The 17026-nt window shown below is 66.1% G+C and carries 17 protein-coding genes; all 17 read right to left on the bottom strand.

Annotation, left to right across the window (positions count from 1 at the left end; translation table 11 throughout):
- Positions 1–948 carry a Ppx/GppA phosphatase family protein gene (locus tag J2X98_RS00160; protein WP_141940564.1) on the bottom strand — a complete coding sequence of 316 codons (948 nt, stop codon included), beginning with the start codon at positions 946–948 and terminating at the stop codon, positions 1–3.
- A complete protein-coding gene (locus tag J2X98_RS00155; RefSeq protein ID WP_141940563.1) occupies positions 945–1616 on the bottom strand; it encodes a DUF501 domain-containing protein in 672 nt (223 codons plus the stop codon). Before J2X98_RS00155 ends, J2X98_RS00160 begins: the two co-directional genes overlap by 4 nt.
- Positions 1617–1643: 27 nt before the next feature.
- Positions 1644–2342 (bottom strand): FtsB family cell division protein, encoded by a 699-nt coding sequence (locus tag J2X98_RS00150; RefSeq protein ID WP_141940562.1) that lies wholly within the window; start codon positions 2340–2342, stop codon positions 1644–1646.
- 102 nt (positions 2343–2444) lie between these two features.
- Positions 2445–3725 (bottom strand): phosphopyruvate hydratase, encoded by a 1281-nt coding sequence (eno, locus tag J2X98_RS00145; protein WP_307303297.1) that lies wholly within the window; start codon positions 3723–3725, stop codon positions 2445–2447.
- A gap of 118 nt (positions 3726–3843) precedes the next feature.
- Positions 3844–4434, bottom strand: coding sequence for a MazG nucleotide pyrophosphohydrolase domain-containing protein (locus tag J2X98_RS00140; protein WP_307303691.1), 591 nt, complete (start codon positions 4432–4434; stop codon positions 3844–3846).
- Positions 4435–4513: 79 nt separating this feature from the next.
- Positions 4514–5650, bottom strand: coding sequence for an adenosine deaminase (locus tag J2X98_RS00135; protein ID WP_307303295.1), 1137 nt, complete (start codon positions 5648–5650; stop codon positions 4514–4516).
- A 53-nt stretch (positions 5651–5703) separates the two neighbouring features.
- A complete protein-coding gene (locus J2X98_RS00130; protein ID WP_141940559.1) occupies positions 5704–6435 on the bottom strand; it encodes a DedA family protein in 732 nt (243 codons plus the stop codon).
- 134 nt (positions 6436–6569) lie between these two features.
- The gene (locus J2X98_RS00125) at positions 6570–7199 is read right to left on the bottom strand and encodes a DedA family protein (protein ID WP_141940558.1); all 630 of its coding nucleotides are present in this window, start codon (positions 7197–7199) and stop codon (positions 6570–6572) included.
- A gap of 6 nt (positions 7200–7205) precedes the next feature.
- Entirely contained in the window at positions 7206–8522 is a 1317-nt protein-coding gene (locus J2X98_RS00120) for a thymidine phosphorylase (protein ID WP_307303294.1), read from the bottom strand.
- The gene (locus J2X98_RS00115) at positions 8519–8926 is read right to left on the bottom strand and encodes a cytidine deaminase (RefSeq protein WP_141946176.1); all 408 of its coding nucleotides are present in this window, start codon (positions 8924–8926) and stop codon (positions 8519–8521) included. The genes J2X98_RS00120 and J2X98_RS00115 overlap by 4 nt, the downstream gene beginning before the upstream one ends.
- Positions 8927–8931: 5 nt before the next feature.
- Entirely contained in the window at positions 8932–10452 is a 1521-nt protein-coding gene (locus tag J2X98_RS00110) for an ABC transporter permease (protein ID WP_307303292.1), read from the bottom strand.
- Positions 10449–11846: an ABC transporter permease gene (locus J2X98_RS00105; protein WP_307303290.1), complete on the bottom strand. Its 1398-nt coding sequence runs from the start codon at positions 11844–11846 to the stop codon at positions 10449–10451. The genes J2X98_RS00110 and J2X98_RS00105 overlap by 4 nt, the downstream gene beginning before the upstream one ends.
- A complete protein-coding gene (locus J2X98_RS00100; protein ID WP_141940554.1) occupies positions 11839–13434 on the bottom strand; it encodes an ABC transporter ATP-binding protein in 1596 nt (531 codons plus the stop codon). The genes J2X98_RS00105 and J2X98_RS00100 overlap by 8 nt, the downstream gene beginning before the upstream one ends.
- A 226-nt stretch (positions 13435–13660) precedes the next feature.
- A complete protein-coding gene (locus J2X98_RS00095; RefSeq protein WP_141940553.1) occupies positions 13661–14773 on the bottom strand; it encodes a BMP family lipoprotein in 1113 nt (370 codons plus the stop codon).
- Between the two features lie 255 nt (positions 14774–15028).
- Positions 15029–16045 carry an NADP-dependent oxidoreductase gene (locus J2X98_RS00090; protein WP_307303287.1) on the bottom strand — a complete coding sequence of 339 codons (1017 nt, stop codon included), beginning with the start codon at positions 16043–16045 and terminating at the stop codon, positions 15029–15031.
- Positions 16042–16473 (bottom strand): organic hydroperoxide resistance protein, encoded by a 432-nt coding sequence (locus J2X98_RS00085; protein ID WP_307303285.1) that lies wholly within the window; start codon positions 16471–16473, stop codon positions 16042–16044. The genes J2X98_RS00090 and J2X98_RS00085 overlap by 4 nt, the downstream gene beginning before the upstream one ends.
- A gap of 28 nt (positions 16474–16501) precedes the next feature.
- Positions 16502–16936 carry a MarR family winged helix-turn-helix transcriptional regulator gene (locus J2X98_RS00080; protein ID WP_307303284.1) on the bottom strand — a complete coding sequence of 145 codons (435 nt, stop codon included), beginning with the start codon at positions 16934–16936 and terminating at the stop codon, positions 16502–16504.
- Between the last annotated feature and the right edge of the window lie 90 nt (positions 16937–17026).

Genomic DNA, 17026 nt, shown 5'->3' with positions numbered 1-17026 from the left:
CTATCCGATGCTCAGCGCGATGCCGTCGAGGATGTCGTGCTCGCTTGCGGTGGCCGCGGTAATCCTCCCGCGGGTCAACTCCCCCATCCGTTCCAGGATGCGGCGCCACACCAGTCCCCCGGCGCCGATCACGTCCACGCGGCCCGGGTGCATGTAGGGCAGTGCGGCACGCTGGTCCCGGGTCATGCTGAGCAGGTCGGTGGCAGCGGCGCGCACGTCCCTGATGGGCAGAACGGCGCCGTGGATGGCTTCCGGCGAGTATTCCGGCAGGCGAAGCGCATGCGCTGTGATGGTGGTGACGGAGCCGGCAACACCGACGACGGCGGTGGCGCGCTCAAGCGGCACGTCCCGTCCGGCGCGGCCCAGTGCAGCGTCCACGTCGGCTTCCGCTGCGGCGATTTGTTCGGGTGTGGGCGGATCGTTGCGCAGGTGCCGTTCGGTAAGTCGGACGCAGCCGATGTCGACGGACTTGGCTGCGGTCACCCCCGCGGCGGTGCCCAGGACGAACTCGGTGCTCCCGCCGCCGAGGTCCACCACCAGCACCTCGTGGCCGTCGAGGATGGGCAGCACGCTGCTGGCGCCGGCAAAGGACAGCGCCGCTTCCTCATCTCCGGAGATCACTTCCGGCTCCACGCCCAGAAGGTCCTTGACCCCGTCCACGAAGACGTCCCGGTTGCGTGCGTCCCGGCTTGCCGAGGTGGCCACGAAACGCACCCGCTCCGCGCCGTGCTCCCGGATCATGCGGGCATAGTCGGAGGTTGCGGCAAATGTCCGTTCCAGTGCTTCCGGAGCGAGTTCGCCCGTGGCATCCACGCCCTGGCCCAGTCGGACCACGCGCATCTCCCGCACGACATCGTTGAGGACTGTCCTGCCGTCATTGCGGTCAATGTCCGCAATGAGAAGCCGGATGGAGTTGGTGCCGCAGTCGATGGCGGCCACGCGGGTCATTCGGCGGCGCCTGTGCTGCCGGCGGACTTCCGCATCGGGGCGGGACGGCCAACGAGGTCCGGCAGGCCCTGGGGTCCGTGGCGGCTGAGGTCCCTGGACGGTGCCTCGCCGCTGGTGTCCCAGGCGCCGTCGCAGTAGCACTTGTCCGCCGTCCACCATTCGCTGATCATCTCCAGCGCCCTGTCGCCCAGGGGGTTGGCACCCTTGCCGGCCGCCAGGGAGTGGCCCACCAGGACATGAAGGCATTTGACGCGGGCAGGCATGCCGCCGGCCGAGACACCGTCGATTTCGGGCACAGGGCCGATGCCGGAGCGCCGGCCGATTGCCTCCCGGGCGGCCAGGTAGTCCTCGTGGGCAGCCCGATAGCCGGCTGCGAGCCCAGCGTCGGAGGTCAGCTCGTCATTCATCGTGTTCATGACCCCGGCCGCTTCGAGCCTGGAAACCGCGGCGGTGATCACCGGGTGCGTCAGGTAGAAGGTGGTAGGGAACGGGGTCCCGTTGCTGAGGCGGGGTGCGGTGGCCGCCACCAGGGGGTTGCCGCACACGCAGCGGGCAGGAATCTCCACGACGTCGCGGACGGGTCGTCCCAACTGCCTGCTCAGTACTTCAAGGTCGTGGGCGGTGGGTTGGCGGGATTCGTCCCGGGCGGCTGCCGTGTTGTGTTCCATTGTCGCGGGCCGTCCTTCCTGTGCGGTTCAGTCTGTGGCCGCGCGCCTGATGGACTCCCACAGGGAATCCACCCACGGCAGATCGGCGGGGTCTTGTGCTGTTGCTGCGTCGGCGGGGCTACTGCTTTCTCCGGCCGGCTCATCGCTGCCAAAAACCCAGTAGCCGGTTTCGCCCGGCATAACCATGTTAATGCGGTCGCGGGCCTGCTGCTTGACGTAGTTGGGGTCCTGCCAGCGCGACACCTGCTGCCGAAGGGCGTCGCCTTCGGCCTGACGTGCGGCGATATCGGCGTTCAGCGCGTCAATTTCGGCCTTCTTGTCGAAGAAGATTTTCACCGTGGGGGCAAGCATGATGGTGATGGCGACCATCACCACGGCCAAGGCAAGCATGCGGCCGGAGAACGCCTTGGCGGGGACCGGGTGCTGGTCTTCTTCGCCGGCTCGGCCGGCGTCCACAGGGCTGCTGCCCTTGCGTCCGGCAACCGGTTTGGGCTTGCTCCCCTCCCCCGCTTTCCCGGCCTTGGCCCGCTCCGCAGTGCCACGCCCGTGGTTCTGCCCGGACGCCGCAGCGTCCGGGGACGCTGCGCTGCCCTTCGACACCGCAGCCTTGGCCGGCCGGAAATCGGCCCGGATGATCTCGGCACCGTCGGCGGACCCGGCGTCGTCCGTTGCCTTGGCTTGACGGGTGGGGGCAACCTTGGGAACTTTGGGGCGGCGGGTAGCCATGACACTCCTGAAACGCAGCCTGCTGGACCAAATGCTGCTGGAAACAACAGCGGTGGCTATGGTCTTTCAACCATAGCCACCGCTGATGGGTTTAGGCGGTTACTAGCCCTTGAAACGCGGGAACGCGCTGCGTCCGGCGTAGCGTGCGGCGTCGTCGAGTTCCTCTTCGATGCGCAGCAGCTGGTTGTACTTGGCTACGCGCTCGGAGCGGGCCGGTGCACCGGTCTTGATCTGGCCGGCGTTGGTGGCCACGGCGATGTCGGCGATGGTGGTGTCCTCGGTTTCACCGGAGCGGTGCGAGGTGATGGTGGTGTAGCCGGCCCGCTGGGCCAGGCTGACGGCGTCCAGGGTCTCGGTCAGCGAACCGATCTGGTTGACCTTGACCAGCAGGGAGTTGGCGGTCCTGGTGTCGATGCCGCGCTGCAGGATGGACGGGTTGGTCACGAAGAGGTCGTCGCCCACCAGCTGGACCTTGTCGCCGATGGCGTCGGTGAGGGTCTTCCAGCCTTCCCAGTCATTCTCGTCCAGCGGGTCCTCGATGGAGACCAGCGGGTAGTCGGCCACGAGTTCGCCGTAGTAGGCGCTCATCTCGCTGGCGGACAGTGCCTTGCCTTCGAACTGGTAGGCGCCGTCCTTGTAGAACTCCGAAGATGCGACGTCCAGGGCCAGGGCGATGTCCTTGCCCGGGGCGTAGCCGGCGTTCTTGATGGCCTCGGTGATGAGGTCCAGGGCTGCGCGGTTGGACGGCAGGTTGGGGGCGAAGCCGCCCTCGTCGCCGAGCCCGGTGGACAGGCCCTTCTGCTGCAGCACGGACTTGAGGTTGTGGTAAACCTCAACGCCCCAGCGCAGGCCCTCGGAGAAGGTTTCGGCGCCGATGGGGGCGATCATGAATTCCTGGATGTCAACGTCGGAGTCGGCGTGCGATCCACCGTTGAGGATGTTCATCAGCGGCACGGGCAGGACGTGCGCGTTCGGGCCACCCAGGTACTTGTACAGCGGCAGGTCGGCGGAGGCGGCTGCGGCGTTCGCAACGGCCAGCGAGACGCCGAGGATCGCGTTGGCGCCGAGCTTGCCCTTGTTGGGCGTGCCGTCCAGGTCCAGCATGGCCTGGTCGATGCTGCGCTGGTCCGTGGCGTCGAAGCCGGTCAGTGCGGGAGCGATCTGGTCGATCACGGCGTCGACGGCCTTCTGCACGCCCTTGCCGAGGTAGCGGCCCTTGTCGCCGTCGCGCAGTTCGACGGCCTCGTGCTCACCGGTGGAGGCACCGGAGGGAACCGCCGCGCGGCCGATCTGGCCGTCCGACAGCAGGACTTCAACTTCAACGGTGGGGTTGCCGCGGGAATCAAGGATCTCGCGGGCGTGGATGGCATCGATAAGCGCCATGAATTTGCTCCTTATGGGCGATTAACGGGGGGAATCAGGCTGAAAACTCGACGTACGCGTCACGGACCAGCCTAGTCGAGAGTGCTCCGGGTTACTCAAACGGGTCAAGGCCGGGACGTCATGATGGCGCGTGGTCACTTGGCCCACTTTGGCCACGCTGATACCGGCTGACGGCGGCGCGGAGCGCGCGCTCGGCGTCCATGCCGTTGTCCCGGGCGGAACGCACGACGGCGAGCAGCAGGTTTCCGAGCTCATCCTCGCTTTCGGGAACCGGGACTCCGCCCGGCAGCTCCAGGCCCGCCCGGGCTGCCCGGTCCAGCGATTTTTGCGCCCTGGCCAGGGCCGGGAGGGCTGCCGGGATGCCGTCGAAGGCGTTGCGGTGCCCCGGCCGTTCAGCCCGTTTGACCGCATCCCACTTCTGCTCGATCTCCTCCACGGTGGCGGGAAAGCTGTCCTGCAGCGAACCGTCGGGCCGGAAGACATGCGGGTTCCGGCGCACCATTTTGGCACTCAGGCCGCGCGCCACGTCGTCGAACGTGAAGGCACCGCGCTCCTCAGCGAGCCGGGCGTGCAGCACCACCTGGAGCAGGACGTCGCCCAGCTCGCCCTGGAGTTCGGCGTCGGGGTGGCCCTCCTCGATGGTTTCGGCCACCTCGTATGCCTCCTCCAGGAGGTACTCCACCAGCGATGCGTGCGTAAGGGCGCGCATCCACGGGCAGTGCTCGCGCAGCTGCGCCATCTTGTCCAGCAGTTCCGCCGTGGCGGAACTGCCGGACAAGGAATGCTGGTCAGCCAAGGTTGGCGTAGGCGTCGTTGATGTATTCCACCAGCGCCTCCTTCTCCTCCAGGGGCAGGAAGGACGCCTCTGCGGCGTTCAGGGTCAGCTCCAGCAGGTCGTCGAGGTCGTAGTCGAAGGTTTCCACCAGCAGGTTGAACTCATCCGTCAGGGTGACCCCGCTCATCAGGCGGTTGTCAGTGTTGATGGTGACGTTGAAGCCCAGCTGGTAGAGCATGTCCAGGGGGTGGCTCTCGATTCCCTCGCCGAACGAGGCAATGGCGCCGGTCTGCAGGTTGGAGGAGGGGCAGATTTCCAGCGCGATCCCACGGTCGCGGACCCAGCTGGAGAGATCGCCGAGGGTTACCAGGCCAACCGTGTCCCCCGCTTCATCGTCGTCGTCGAATTCCACCATGATGTCCTCCGCAATGCGGACACCGTGTCCCAGCCGCAGGGCGCGGCCGTCCACCAGGGCGGACTGGATGCTCTCCAGGCCGGCCGCCTCACCGGCGTGCACGGTGGCGGGGAAATTGTGCTGGGCCAGGTAGGTGAAGGCGTCCTTGAACCGGCTGGGCAGGAAGCCGTCCTCGGCACCGGCGATGTCAAAGCCGACTGCGCCCTTGTTGCGGTGGCGGACGGCGAGTTCAGCAATCTCCTGGCCGCGGTCGGCATGGCGCATGGCGGTGATCAGCTGGCCCACCTGGATTTCGCGTCCGGTCTCGGACACGGCCTCGACGCCGGCCTCCAGGCCCTCCTGCACCGCTTCCACGACCTCGTCCAGGCTGAGGCCCTTCTGGAGGTGCTGTTCGGGTGCCCAGCGCACTTCGCCGTAGACCACGCCGTCGTCGGCAAGGTCCTCCACGAACTCCTTGGCCACCCGGAACAGTCCGTCGTAGGTCTGCATGACGGCTACGGTGTGGTCGAACGTCTCCAGATAGCGCACCAGGGATCCGGAGTCGGCTGATTCACGGAACCACTGGCCCAGGGCCACCGGGTCCGTTGAGGGGAGCTGGTGGCCAACGGCCTCGGCCAGTTCGATGATGGTGGCAGGACGGAGTCCCCCGTCCAGGTGGTCGTGAAGGGAAACCTTGGGCAGGCTCTTCAGGTCAAAATCGATGGCAGGGGCAGCGTCAACAATGGGCTCAGTCACGTTCCCACCTTAGGGTGGGCCGGTGTTCAAAGCCAGCCGTTCAAAGCCGGCGGCTACTTGGCCGCGGGACCGGCCTCTGCCGACGGCACCACGAGGGCATGGGTGCCGGGACGTCCGTCCTTGCCGGAGCCGGAGCCGGAGGTTCCCTCGCTCCAGCTGTCCGTATCCGGCCCGTCGTTCCGGCCGAGCCGCTTGTGCCACCAGCGCAGCAGGTGGTCGATGAGGACTCCCAGGACGATCGCGAACACCACCGCGATGCCCGCGCTCAGCAACGGATTGTGGTGCAGCCACGGGAACGAGCTGGCAAGCAGGCCGATGCCAAGCGAGTAACCCACCCACGTGAGGCAGGCGACGGCGTCGAATGCGAAGAACCTGCGGTGGGAGAAGCCTGTGCTGCCGGCTACGTAGTTGACGGCAACGCGCCCCCACGGAATGTACCTGGCGGTGAAGATCAGCACCGCGCCGCGCTTCTCCAGCTCGTAACGGGCCCAGGCAAACACTTTCCGTACTTTGGGGCGCCGCATCCATCCCCACCGCTCCAGGCCGATCTTGCGTCCGAGCATGTAGGCCATGTTGTCACCGGCAATGGCACCCACCAGGGCGGTGATACCCAGGATCCAGAGGTTGGGTTCGCCGCTGTGCCGCGAGAAAGCCGCGAGCGCCACGATAAGGGTCTCGCTGGGGACCACCATGGCGAAGCCGTCCACGAAGAAGAACACCAGCAGCGCCGGGTAAATCCACCACTGGCCCGCTGCATGGAGCACGGCCTCATTAATAAACTCCACGCGGTGTTGCTCCTGTATGAAAATGACACAGCTAAAGTGCCGCAGCCAAAGCGGAAATCGTTCCTAAGTGTCCCACGGCGGGGGCGCTGTCCGCTACGCCCTGATGCAGGGAATCGCCCTGTTAAACGAGCCTGTCAGGTGCCGGGTTCCCGGATGCGTTCCACCACGTTGGGTTTGCCCCGGAATTTGTTGATTACCAGGTCCACCACAATCCCAAGCGTCACCGCGCAGATGATGGCGATGGCCGCCCCCAGTACATGGTTGTCCTCAAACCACTGGCCGAAGAAGAGCCCTATGGCCACGGAGTATCCGCCCCAAAGGCCGGCCGAAAGGATGGTCAGCCCCGCGAAGCGGAGATGGGAATAATGGGTCACTCCAGCGGTCAGGTTGACTGCCACCCTGCCGATTGGAATGAAGCGGGCCACAAGGATCAGCGACGCGGGCCGTTTCCGCAATTCCCTGCCCGCCCAGCGGAACGCGCTTTGCATGCGGGGCCCGCGCATCCATGCCCAGCGCCTGGTGCCTACGCGCCGGCCAAGAAGATAGGCAATATTGTCCCCGGTGAAGGCGCCGGCTGCGGCCACCAGGGCAAGGAGCAGCGGGCTGGGAACGTCGGCAGTGGCGGCTACGGCCGCGAGGCCCACCACCACCGATTCGCTGGGGACCGGCGGAAAGAAGCCGTCAATGACACAGCAGGCCAGCACCAGGACCAGCACCCACGGCTGTCCGGCTGCGGCGAGGATGAAGTCGTTGATGGCCTGCATTGATACCTATGCTATGCGGTCGATGATCAGCTGCTGGGCGGGCCGCGAGCCTTCCGGCGCGATGACCACGGCGTGTTCCAGGGCTTCCCGTGCCCGTGCGAACCGGTCAGGGGTGTCGGTCAACAGCGTCATCAGGGGTTCACCGGCCCGGACGGTGGCACCGGGCTTGGCGTGCATGCGCACACCCGCCCCGGCCTGGACGCTGTCCTCCTTGCGCGCACGGCCGGCGCCGAGGCGCCAGGCCGCCACGCCAACGGCGAGCGCGTCGAGTTCCACCAGCACGCCGTCGGCAGGGGCGTAGACGACGTCGGATTCCCTGGCCTCCGGAAGGGCGGCATTGGGGTCTCCGCCTTGGGCGGAGATCATCCTGTTCCAGACGTCCATGGCACGGCCGTCCTTCAAGGCAGCAGCGGGGTCGGCGTCCCGCACGCCTGCGCAGGAGAGCATCTCTTCGGCGAGCCGGACGGTCAACTCCACCACGTCTTCCGGGCCGCCGCCGGCCAGGACCTCGACGGACTCCTCCACCTCGATCGCGTTGCCGGCAGTCAGGCCCAGTGGCGTGTTCATATTGGTCAGCAGCGCCACCGTGTTGACGCCGGCGTCCTTGCCCAGGGCCACCATGGTCTCGGCCAGTTCCCGGGCCCGGGCCTCATCCTTCATGAACGCTCCGCTGCCCACCTTGACGTCCAGGACCAGCGAGCCCGTCCCCTCGGCGATCTTCTTACTCATGATTGAGGACGCGATCAGGGGAATCGCTTCCACTGTGCCCGTGACATCCCGCAGCGCGTAGAGCTTCTTATCAGCGGGCGCCAGGCCGGCGCCTGCGGCGCAGATCACTGCACCAACGTCCTGGAGCTGGGCCATGATCTCGTCATTGCTGAGGTTGGCCCGCCACCCCGGAATGGATTCCAGCTTGTCCAGGGTGCCGCCGGTGTGTCCCAGTCCGCGCCCGGACAGCTGCGGTACTGCGACGCCGAAAACCGCCACCAGCGGAGCCAGCGGCAGGGTGATCTTGTCACCCACGCCCCCGGTGGAGTGCTTGTCAGTGGTGTACTTCAGGCCGCCGTCCGGACGCCGCAGGCTGGAGAAGTCCATCCGTTCACCCGAAGCGATCATGGCGGCGGTCCACCGTGCGATCTCGGTTCGGTCCATCCCGTTGAGCAGGATGGCCATGTTCAGGGCTGCCATCTGCTCGTCGGCGATGGCTCCCCGCGTGTACGCGTCGATGGTCCAGTCGATCTGCTCCGGGCTCAGCGTCCCTTTGTCCCGCTTGGTGCGGATGATGTCGACGGCGTCGAACGCTCCGGCTTTGCTCTCAGTCACCGGGTCTCCTCCAGGTGTTGGGGACCAAAGGCGTCAGGCAGCACCTGGTCCATGGTTTTGATGCCTTGGGTGGTCATGAGCTGCATGTCCGGGGCACGGAATTCGTACAGCAGCTGCCGGCAGCGTCCGCAGGGCATCAGGATGTTTCCCGCCCCGTCCACGCAGTAGAAGGCCCGCAGCCGGCCCCCGCCGGTCATCTGGAGGTTGCCCACCAGGGCGCACTCGGCGCACAGGGTCAGTCCGTAGCTGGCGTTCTCCACGTTGCAGCCGCTGACGATCCGGCCGTCCCGGGTCAGCGCCGCAGCGCCCACCGGAAATTTGGAGTATGGGGCGTAGGCGTTCTTCATGGCAGCGACGGCAGCCGCCTCAAGGGCTGCCCAGTCCACGGTTCCCGTGTCCTCCACGGCCGTCACCCCTTGACGTACGGTATGCCGTCGGCGGCGGGCGGCCGGGAGCGGCCCACCAGTCCGGCCACCGCGATGACGGTCAGGGCGTAGGGCAGCATTGCCATGAACTGGCTGGGCACCGGTGAGCCGATGATGGTGATGATGCTTTGAAGGTTGTCGGCGAATCCGAACAGCAACGCGGCCAGGAACGCCCCGATGGGGTTCCAGCGCCCAAAAATCATGGCGGCCAGCGCGATGTAGCCCCTCCCGCCGGACATGTCCTTGCTGAACGCGTCCACCGACACCAGGGTGAAGAAGGAACCGCCGATTCCAGCGATCGCACCGCCCATGAGGACGTTGATGAACCGGGTCCGGTTGACGTTGATGCCCACCGTGTCCGCTGCCTGGGGATGTTCACCGACGGCACGCACCCGCAGGCCCCACTTGGTGTGGAACAGGCCGACGTAAACAACGATCACAGCCACGTACATGAGGTAGCCGACAAGGGACTGGCGGAACAGGATAGGTCCGATGATCGGGATGTCGGCAAGGAACGGGATGTCCACGGCCTGCAGCCGTCCGGGTTTGTTCAGGTGCTCGGGGTCCGCTGTCAGCAATGTTGAGAACAGGAAGCTGGTGAGCCCGCTGATCAGGACGTTGAGCACCACGCCGACGATGATCTGGTTGACGAGGTACTTGATGCTCACCACGGCCAGGACCAGGGACACGAGCGCCCCTGCGACAGCAGCGGAGAACAGGCCCGCGTACACGTTGCCGGTGACAGTGGCCACGACGGCGGCGGAGAAGGCACCCAGCAGCAACTGGCCCTCGATGGCGATGTTGACCACGCCGGCCCGTTCACAGAGCACCCCGGAGAGCGAACCGAACACCAGCGGCACAGCCAGGGTGACGGCGCCGGCCATCAGCCCTGCGAGGGAGATGGACGGCTCGGGGTCCCGTCCGCCCGCCACGATCCAGATCATGAACCCGGCGAGGAAGACGACGGCGAAGCTTCCGCCCACCCAGGCGGGGACCTTCCTTCGCTGTACGGTCAGGAAGCAGGCGTAGGCGGCGAGGGCAAGCAGCAGGACCGAGCAGATCCAGCCGAACACCATCGAGGGAACGGTGATCTTCTCGACCCGGGCGACGCCCAGGGCGGCCAGGCCCAGGACGACGATGGCAGCGATAGTGGTGGCGGGAATCCAGCGGTCCACTCCCCCGCCCTCGCGCCGCTGGCTGATCCAGCGGAAGCCGACGTAGGCGGCGGCCGCCAGCGCCACAGCCAGGGTGATCCACGCTGCGGTGGAGGAGGCATTCGGATCACGGGCTTCGGCGATCCGGAAGCCGGCAGATTTTGTGTTGGCCAGGAACCCGAACAGCACGGTGCCCAGGATGGCGAGCAGGCCCAGGCCGACGCCGGCCTTCCAGCTCACCAGTTCCGTTGTGCCTCCCCGGCTGCCGGCACGGTTTGCTCCGGTTGTCTTGCCGGTTCCCTTTCCGGTGCCTGGCTGTTTGCCGGCGGGAGATTGTGTGGTGGCGCTCATGCTGCCGCTCCGCTCTTGACGCCGCCGGTACGCGAACCTGCGGTCCCACTTGTGGTGGTCTTCTTCTTACGGGGGTTGAGTCCGAATATCGCACGGACCAGCGGGGGTGCTGCGATGAACAGCACGATCAGGGACTGGATGACGAGCACGATGTCGATCGGTGTCTGTGTCTGGGCCTGCATTGCCACGCCGCCGGCGCGGAAGGCGCCGAACAGCAGGCCCGCGAAGAAGGTTCCCCACGGCGTCGAGCGTCCCAGCAGTGCGACCGTGATGGCATCAAACCCGATGGAGGCGGCGACACCGCCGGAAAGGTACTTTTCCGTGCCGGACACCTGGGCCACGCCGGCCAGGCCGGCCAGGGCACCGGCGATCGCCATGACCAGGATGGTGCTGCGGGCGACGTTGATGCCGGCGGTGCGGGCGGCGCTGGGGTTTGCGCCGACTGCCCGGAACTCAAAGCCGATCGTGGAGCGGTTGAGCAGCCACCAGACCAGGACTGTGGCCGCTACGGCAACCAGGAAGCCCGCATGCAGGCGGAATTGCGGTCCGAGCAGTTCGGGGAACAGCGCAGTGGAGTCCAGAAACGGTGAGATCGGGTTGGTGGAACCCTTGCGCTGGAAAGCCGGGGTGGTGAGCAGGAACAGCAGCAGGAAGTTGGCGATGTAGTTGAGCATGATGGTCACGATCACCTCGTGCGCACCGGTCCGGGCCTTCAGCAGGCCCACAACGCCGCCCCAGACCGCGCCGCCGACCAGACCGGCCAGGATGACGAGAAGCAGGTGCAGGCCGATGGGCAGGTGCCAGGCGAAGCCGATGTAGGCGCCGAAGAGCGCCCCGAAGATGATCTGCCCTTGGGCACCGATGTTGAACAGGCCGGCGCGGAATCCCAGCGCGACGCCGAGCCCGGCGCAGATCAACGGGGTTGCGACGGTGAGGGTCTCGGTGATCGGATACAGCTGGGCGGCCAGGTCAGCGCCGGCCCAATTGAAGATGGACCCCTGCACGAGGGCAGTGTAGGGACGGATGACCTCGGTCAGGAGGTCCCCGGGCTGGGCGAAGAAGTAGCCGGCCGCGAGGGCGACCTTGGGGTTGGTCACTGCCATCAGGATGCCGCCAAGCACGATGGCAAGCAGCACGGAGAGGAAGGAGACCATGGCGTTGCCAGTGAAGATCTGGTGCAGGACGGATCCGCCGCCGTCCCGGTCATGGTCGCGGCCGCGTCGCTGGGTGGCTGCCGGAACGGCGGACGGCGGCATCTGGCCGCCTGCGGTGTCCAGCACGACGTCGGAGGCGACAGCCTCGGCGGTGGTGCCGCCCGGCACCTGGGTGTCGGCGGCCACATGGGCGCTGTCGTCGCCTAGCGCCTGCGGTTCCGGGGTTGTCTTCTCAGACATGGGATTCTCCTTCGTGGCCGGCAGGCTCCGAAACCGCCGCTGTGGTCGTGGCGCCGGAGGCATGGGCGGAGGCGCTGGCTTCGGCTTCTGCGGCCGGGACACCGGCCATCATCAGGCCCAGCACGTCGCGGGACGTGGTGGCGGGTACGATCCCGACCAGCCGGCCGCGGTAGAGCACCGCGATGCGGTCTGCCAGCTGCAGTACTTCGTCAAGTTCCGTGGACACGATCATGACCGGCGTTCCGTGGTCACGTTCTGCGATGACGCGCTTGTGGACGAACTCAATCGAGCCGACGTCGAGCCCGCGGGTGGGCTGCGAAGCGATGAACAGGCGCAGCGGACGCGAGAGTTCGCGGGCCAGCACGACCTTCTGCTGGTTGCCGCCCGAGAGGGTCCCCACCGCGGCCGAAACGGACGGGGTGCGGACGTCGAATTCCTCGACCTTCCTGGCGGCGTTGTCCGCAATCACGCCCGGCTTCATCCCCACGCCGCGCGCGAAGGGTGCCTTGTCGTAGAGGTCCAGGATCATGTTTTCGGAGATGGTAAACGTGCCCACCAGGCCGTCAAGGGTCCGGTCCTCGGGGACGAAGCCCACCCCAGCCCCGAGGACGTGCTTGACGCTCTTTCCCAGCAGTTCCTCCCCGTCGAGCGTGATGGACCCGGCCACGTGCGGCTGCACGCCAAGAATCGCCTCGGTCAGTTCCGTCTGGCCGTTGCCTTGTACTCCGGCGATGGCGAGCACTTCGCCCTTGGCGATGTCGAACGACAGGTCATCGACCACGTGCTGGCCGTTGTGGTCCGTCACGGTCAAGTTGCGGACCTTGAACGTCACCTCACCGGTCTTGGCCGGTGCCTTGTCGAGTGTCAGGCTCACGGTGCGGCCCACCATTGCGGACGCCAGTTCGGTGGGGGAAGCCGTCGGGTCGGCCTGCCCGACCACCTTGCCACGGCGGATGACCGTGATGGTGTCCGAGATGGCTTTGACTTCACGCAGTTTGTGGGAGATGAAGACGATCGACTTACCATCGCGCTTCAGCTGCCGGATGATGTCCAGGAGTTCATCGGTCTCCTGCGGAGTCAACACGGCAGTGGGTTCGTCGAGGATGAGCACCTCGGCATCACGAACCAGCGCCTTGATGATTTCGACCCGCTGCTGGACGCCGACCGGCAGGTCCTCCACCATGGCGTCGGGGTCGACGTCGAACCCGTATTGGTCCGAGATGCGGCGGATTTTCTCGCGCGTGGCTTCCAGATTGAGCAGGCCGGCGGCTTTGGTAGTCTCATTTCCCAGCGCCACATTCTCGGCCACTGTGAAGACAGGGATGAGCATGAAGTGCTGGTGGACCATCCCGATGCCGGCCGCCATGGCCTCGCCGGGGTCTTTGAAGACGACAGGCTTGCCATCGACCAGGATTTCACCCTCGGTCGGATCGTACAGTCCGTAGAGCACGTTCATCAGGGTGGATTTGCCTGCGCCGTTCTCTCCCAGGAGGCAGTGCACCTGCCCCGGTTCGACGACCAAATCGATGTGGTCATTGGCTACCAGGGACCCGAATCGCTTCGTGATCCCTTTCAGTTCGAGTTTCAAAACCCCAACCAATCTGTGTGTGTATGGATCTGCTCCGGCGCGCTGTGGGCGGCAAGGCAGCGGGTAGTCCCAGCCTAGTGTCACGTGTGGTTCCTGGGCAGGGCAGGCAGGCGGCAAAAAGGACCGCCGGCATGGTGCTGGCAACCGTACGTTGCCGGCAAAACAGAACGCGCTGCCCTCCGGCCGGGGTAACGGCGGAAGGGCAGCGCGCCCCGCGGTTCGGTGCTTACTTGGTGGGGCTGGACTTCGACTCGACCTTGACGGTGCCGGAGATGATGTCCTTCTTGAGTTGGTCCAGTTCGCTCTTCAGGTCTGCCGGCACGGCGGAATCGAGATCGTGGAACGGAGCCAGGGCCACGCCGCCGTTTGCGAGGGTTCCGATGTACGGGGAGGCGTCGAACTTGCCGTCCTTGTCGTCCTTGATGACCGATTCCACAGCGGTGGCCATGGTCTTCTGGACGGAGGACAGGATCACGGACTTGTAATCCGGGGCAGTCAGGTAGCCATCCGAGTCAACCCAGATGAGCTTGGCGTCCTTACCTTTGGACTTCGCATCCAGGATCGCGCTGCCTGCACCGCCGCCCACGGGACCCGCCACGGGGAGGACGATGTCGGCGCCCTGGTCAAGGAAGCCCTGGGTCAGGACCTTGCCCTTGTCGACCTGCTTGAAGTCACCGACGAAGGTGCCGTCCTGCTTGTCCTTGTCCCAGCCGATGAGCTGGACGTTCTTGCCCTTCTTCTCGTTGTAGTACTTCACGCCGTCGGCGAAGCCGTCCATGAAGATGGTCACGGTGGGGATGTTGATGCCGCCGAACGTTGCCACCTTGCCGGTCTTGGAGGTGCCGGCTGCCAGGTAGCCGGCCAGGAAAGCAGCCTGGGCGGTGTCATAGACGATCGGCTTGACGTTCTTGGGGAACGTGGGGTCGTTGTAGTCGATGATGGCGAAGTGGCTGTTCGGGTTGGCCGTGGCAATGGACTTGGTGGCGTCGCCGAGCAGGAAGCCGACGGTCACGGTGAGCTTGCAGCCCTGCTGCACCATGGAGCGCAGGTTGGGGTCGTAATCGGTGTCAGCCTTGGACTGGACATGCTTCTCCTGGATGCCAAGGTCCTTGACCGCACTTTGCAGGCCCTCGTAGCCGGACTGGTTGAACGACTTGTCGTCGAAGCCCCCGGAGTCAGAGACCATGCATGCGGTGTAATCGGACTTGGGCGCAGCGCTTGAGCCCCCCGACGAGGACGGCGGTGCTCCACACCCGGCCAGCAGGAAGGCCGCGGCACCTGCGGTGGCCACGCCGGCCATTGAACCGCGCTTGAAGCCGGCACGCAGTGATTTCTTCAATTTTCCTCCAGGGATGATGCGAGTGGCGCTACGGGCTGGAATTCAATGAGTGTCCGTTTCGGCGCTGAAATTCTGTTTTCACTGAAGGCACGCAGCACTGCGCCGGAGCGCACTGACGGCACTTACTTTAGTGGCCTGCGCCACGTCGCCATAGCACGTCGGGAGCCCATCCGGGAGATTGTTTACAAGTTGTTACCATGCAGTAAGGGCACCGCTAAGCGCGGTGCCCTTACTGGCTGCCAATGGTTGGGCTGGCTACAGCCGGACCAGCATTTTGCCGGTGTTCGCGCCGTCCAAAAGGTCCATGAACGCCTGCGGCGCGTTCTCCAGGCCGTCCACGATGGTCTCGTCGTAGCGCACCGTCCCGTCCGCCAGCCAGGCGGCCATCTTCTCCGCAAACTCTGCCGCGTGCTGCCGCTGTCCACCGACCAGGAAACCTCGAAGCGTGAGCTGCTTGCCGATCGCCTGCATCAGGTTGTGGGGCGCCGGCGTGGGTTCGGTGGAGTTGTATTGCGCGATGGCACCGCACATTGCCACCCGGCCGCCGACGTTGAGGACTGACAGGGCGGCTTCGAGGTGTTCGCCGCCGACGTTGTCGAAGTAGACGTCGATGCCGGCGGGGCCGGCGGCCTTCTGCAGCTGTTCCACCACGGGACCATCGTGGTAGTCGAAGGCGGCATCGAAGCCAAGTTCGAGGAGCCGCGCCACCTTGGCGGGCGAACCGGCGGAGCCGATCACGCGGGACGCGCCCATGGCCTTGGCGATCTGGCCTACCAGGGAGCCCACGGCACCGGCGGCACCGGAGACGAACACGGCGTCGCCCGGCTTGAACTCCGCAACCTTAAGCAGCCCTGAGTATGCCGTCAGGCCGGTCATGCCCAGGGCCCCCAGGAACGCCGAAGCCGGGGCCAGGTCCGTGCGGGCCAGGGTGGCGGCAGCGCCGTCAACCACGGCGTACTCCCGCCAACCGAGGGAATGCACGACGACGTCACCCTCCTTGTGTGCGGACGAACGGGACGCGATCACCTCGCCCACCGCACCGCCGTCGAGCGCCTTGCCCACGGCGAAGGGGGCGGCGTAGGACTTCACGTCATTCATCCGGCCACGCATGTAGGGATCCACGGACATGAAGAGGTTCCGCACCAGGATTTGGCCGTCCTCGAGCGCGGGAAGCGGGGACTCTGCCAGCTCGAAGTTGTCGGCGCCCGGGCGTCCCACCGGACGGGAGGCCAGCCGGATTTCACGGGTTGTGGTTGCCAGTGCTGTGCTCATGCTGCGTACTCCAGAATCTTGAGGTCGACATTGATGTTGCCGCGGGTGGCGTTTGAATAAGGGCAGACCTGGTGCGCTTTGGCCACCAGGTCCTCCGCGGTTGCCAGGTCCAGGGCCGGAAGGGCGATTTCCAGCTCTGCGGCCAGCCCAAAGCCGGCCCCGCCGTCCAGCTGCCCCAGATGGATCTTCGCCGCCACCGCCGAGTCAGTGAGGTCGGCGCCGGCCTTGCGGGCCACCAGCCGCAGCGCGGAGTGGAAGCACGCTGCGTATCCGGCGGCGAAGAGCTGTTCAGGGTTGGTGCCCTGGCCGTTGCCGCCAAGTTCGACGGGGCTTGCCAGCTCAACTGCCAGCCGGCCGTCGTTGCTGCGCGCAGTGCCGTCGCGCCCTTCGCCGGAGGCAAGCGCCTCGGCCGTATAAAGAGTCTTCATTGGGGATGTCCGTCCTGTTGGTGGATGGTTACAGCGATTCATGCAGTGCGGCCGTGAGCTTGCCCAGGGTGGTCCGCAGTTGCTCGAGTTCGTCGAGGGAAAGGCCGGCAGCGTCTGCCAGCCGCTGGGGAATGGCACTTGCCGGCCCGCTGAGGCTGCGCCCAGCAGGCGTCAGATGGATGGCCACTCGGCGTTCGTCCTCGCCGGACCGCCGGCGCTCCACCAGCCCAAGTGCCTCCAGCCGCTTGAGCAGCGGCGACAGTGTGCCAGAGTCCAGCCCCAGCTCCCCGCCGAGTTCCTTCACGCCGCGTGGTTCGTTTTCCCACAGCACCAGCATCACCAGGTACTGCGGGTAGGTGAGTCCGAGCTCTTCAAGGATGGGCCGGTAGACAGCGGTGGCGGCGCGGGACGCCGAGTACAGCGCAAAACATACTTGCCGGTCCAGGCGGGGCGCTTCGGTCATAACAATAACGTATCGCACAACTAAATTGTGCACAACTTAACTGGCGCAGCGATGGCCCGGGCCACCCGCCGTCGTACCTCTGACGCGGCT

It is taken from the genome of Pseudarthrobacter enclensis (genome assembly GCF_030811655.1).
Classification (GTDB): Bacteria; Actinomycetota; Actinomycetes; order Actinomycetales; family Micrococcaceae; genus Arthrobacter; species Arthrobacter enclensis_A.
The sequence above is the reverse complement of the archived record's forward strand: the minus strand, read 5'-3'. Positions and strand labels throughout refer to the sequence as shown.